Source organism: Streptomyces sp. ATexAB-D23, assembly GCF_000373645.1.
Lineage (GTDB): Bacteria > Actinomycetota > Actinomycetes > Streptomycetales > Streptomycetaceae > Streptomyces > Streptomyces castrisilvae.
In genome coordinates this window covers 1-1,826 of sequence record NZ_KB892077.1, presented here as the reverse complement: position 1 = coordinate 1,826, position 1,826 = coordinate 1, and the positions used below count along the sequence as shown (strand labels likewise).

Here is a 1,826-nt window from a genome sequence, read left to right as displayed (position 1 = left end):
GTGTGGGGTGGTGCGGGGCAGGGTGCGTACGCGGCGGCGAATGCGGCGCTGGACGGGTTGGTGGAGTACCGGCGTGCGCAGGGTCTGGCCGGTTCTTCGATCGGGTGGGGGCCGTGGGCGGAGGGCGGGATGGCGGACGACGCCACCGTCCTGGCCCGGATGGGCCGTGGCGGCGTACGACCGCTCGACCCCGACACCGCGCTCAACGTCCTTGGTTCGGCGTCGGGTTGTGTGACGGTCGCGGATGTGGACTGGGAGCGCTTCGTCCCCGGGATGACCGCGCTGCGTGCGAACCGTCTGTGGGACGAGGTCGCACCGCGCAGCACCACCACGACCGAACCGCGCACGGCTGCCGGGGAGCTGAGGGAGCGGTTCGCCGGTCTTGCACCCGCCGCCCGCCGGGCGAAGTTCATGGAGACCGTACGGGGCCTGGCCTCGACGGTGCTGGGATTCGAGGACTCGACGGCCGTCGGAGTGTCCACGGCCTTCCGTGACCTGGGCCTCGATTCGCTGATGGCGGTGGAACTCCGCAACGCCCTGACCACGGCCTCGGGGCTGAAACTGCCCTCGACGCTGGTCTTCGACTTCCCGTCCGTCGAGGCACTGACCGACGAACTGCTGTCCCGGCTCTTCGGATCGGACGAGGAGCCGGTGGCACCGGGTGTGGTGCCGGTGCGCCAGGCTGTGGGCGATGACCCGGTGGTCGTGGTGGGTATGGGCTGCCGCTTCCCCGGTGGTGCGAACTCCCCGGAGGAGCTGTGGCGGCTGCTCGCGGAGGGCACCGACGCGCTGGGCGGCTTCCCCGCCGACCGTGGCTGGGAACAGATCGGCCTCGCCGGCGGCGACTACGCCCGGGTCGGCGGATTCGTCGAAGGCGTGGCGGATTTCGATGCCGCTCTGTTCGGGATCTCGCCGCGTGAGGCGCTTGCCATGGACCCGCAGCAGCGGCTGCTGCTGGAGGTCGTGTGGGAGTCGCTGGAGCGGTCGGGCATCGCCCCGTACTCGCTGAAGGGGCTCCCGGTCGGCGTCTTCGCGGGGACGAACGGCCAGGACTACCCGGCGCTGCTCGGCCTGACCGGTGAGTCGGGTGACGGTTACGGCGGTACGGGCAGCTCGGGCAGTGTGCTGTCGGGGCGGGTCTCCTACGCGCTGGGTCTCGAAGGTCCGGCGGTCACGATCGATACGGCGTGCTCGTCGTCGCTGGTGGCCATGCACCTTGCCGCGCAGGCGCTGCGGTCGGGTGAGTGCGATCTTGCGCTGGCCGGTGGTGTGACGGTGATGTCGACGCCGGGTGCCTTCATCGAGTTCGAGAAGCAGGGGGGTCTTGCCGGGGACGGTCGGTGCAAGGCGTTCTCGGAGGATGCGGACGGTACGGGCTGGGGCGAGGGCGTAGGCGTCCTGGTCCTGGAGCGCCTGTCCGACGCGCAGCGCAACGGCCACCAGGTGCTGGCGGTGGTGCGGGGCAGTGCGGTGAATCAGGATGGTGCGTCGAATGGTCTGACGGCGCCGAATGGTCCGTCGCAGCAGCGGGTGATTCGGCAGGCGTTGGCGACTGCTGGTCTGTCGGCCGCTGAGGTGGATGCGGTGGAGGCGCACGGTACGGGTACGAAGCTGGGTGACCCGATCGAGGCGCAGGCGCTGTTGGCTACGTATGGTCAGGATCGGCCTGTCGGTCAGCCGTTGTGGCTGGGTTCGATCAAGTCGAACATCGGTCACACGCAGGCTGCGGCTGGTGTCGCGGGTGTCATGAAGATGATTCTGGCGATGCGGAACGGGACTCTGCCGCAGTCCTTGCACGTGGGGGCCCCGTCGTCGCATGTGGACTG

General features: G+C 69.9%; 1 protein-coding gene. It reads left to right on the top strand.

Annotation, left to right across the window (positions count from 1 at the left end; translation table 11 throughout):
• Positions 1-1,826 (top strand): type I polyketide synthase (locus B082_RS39365; RefSeq protein ID WP_037711398.1); only part of this gene is annotated, 1,826 nt, incomplete at both ends.